Below are 903 nucleotides of genomic sequence, written 5' to 3' on the forward strand. Positions count from 1 at the left end.
ATGTTCGGACGCTCACCGCTGTCGGATGGCCCCTGGAGACGGACATTGAACAGATCCGCGTTGCCATCGGCGAGGCCGTGATAGCGATCGATCTGGCTGCCGACGCCGGGCGGTGTGGCACTGACGCTAAAGCCGTCCTCGATGCCAGCCGGTTGGCTGGAGAGGTCCGGATGACCGGCGCTCAGGCCCTGGTAGACGTCGGCGGCACTGACACCAGCGGCGGCCAGGCTGAACAGGGTCGCGGTCAGGGTGGTGGTGATGGTTTTCATGCTGTGTTCCTCGTTGGACAGTGGGTTGGTAGACGTCCTGGCCGTTGCCGGGACTTGCCAGAGATAAAGCAGTCCCTGTGCCAACTTTGAAATCACCCCATTAAAACCAATATAAACAGTCTATTACCTGATGCTACCAGCTTCTTGTACAAACCGATTCCGTCTGCGAGCGTCATCGGATCGTCACGAACTATTCACATCATGCACGCTTGCGTTGAACGAATCGTGGTATTCAGCCGGGTCATGCGAGTCATCCAATCAATCCTGACCGCGCTCTTGGTGCTCGGCGGCGCAACCGCTCCGGAGACGCTTGCGGCGGATCTGCTGATGCTTCAGATCAGCGAGTCGGAGCAGCGATACCGCATCGAGGCGCGTTTTCTGGTCGATGCACCCTTGGCAGTGGTGCATGCGCTGCTGACCGATTATGAGCAATTGCCCAGACTCAGTCCGTCGATCCTCGAGAGCGAAGTGGTCGATGCGCCGACGCCGACGCAGGTGCGGGTCAGCACGCGCATTCGCGCCTGTGTTCTGATCCATTGTCAGACACTGAGACGGGTGGAAGATGTGCGCGAAAGCCCACGGCGCCTGGTTGCGGTGATCGTTCCCGAACAGAGTGATTTCGCCGCGGGACGGA

2 protein-coding genes are annotated in these 903 nt (G+C 59.7%); one reads left to right on the forward strand and one right to left on the reverse strand.

The window, feature by feature from the left end:
• On the reverse strand, window positions 1–269 hold a 269-nt coding region (locus tag CKO42_RS28795), incomplete at its 3' end, for a hypothetical protein (protein ID WP_200252819.1).
• 243 nt (window positions 270–512) lie between these two features.
• Here CKO42_RS28795 and CKO42_RS28800 point away from each other — a divergent pair.
• Window positions 513–903 (forward strand): SRPBCC family protein (locus CKO42_RS28800; protein ID WP_200252821.1); only part of this gene is annotated, 391 nt, incomplete at its 3' end.

The sequence above is a fragment of the Lamprobacter modestohalophilus genome (assembly GCF_016583905.1).
In the GTDB taxonomy this organism is placed as follows: domain Bacteria; phylum Pseudomonadota; class Gammaproteobacteria; order Chromatiales; family Chromatiaceae; genus Lamprobacter; species Lamprobacter modestohalophilus.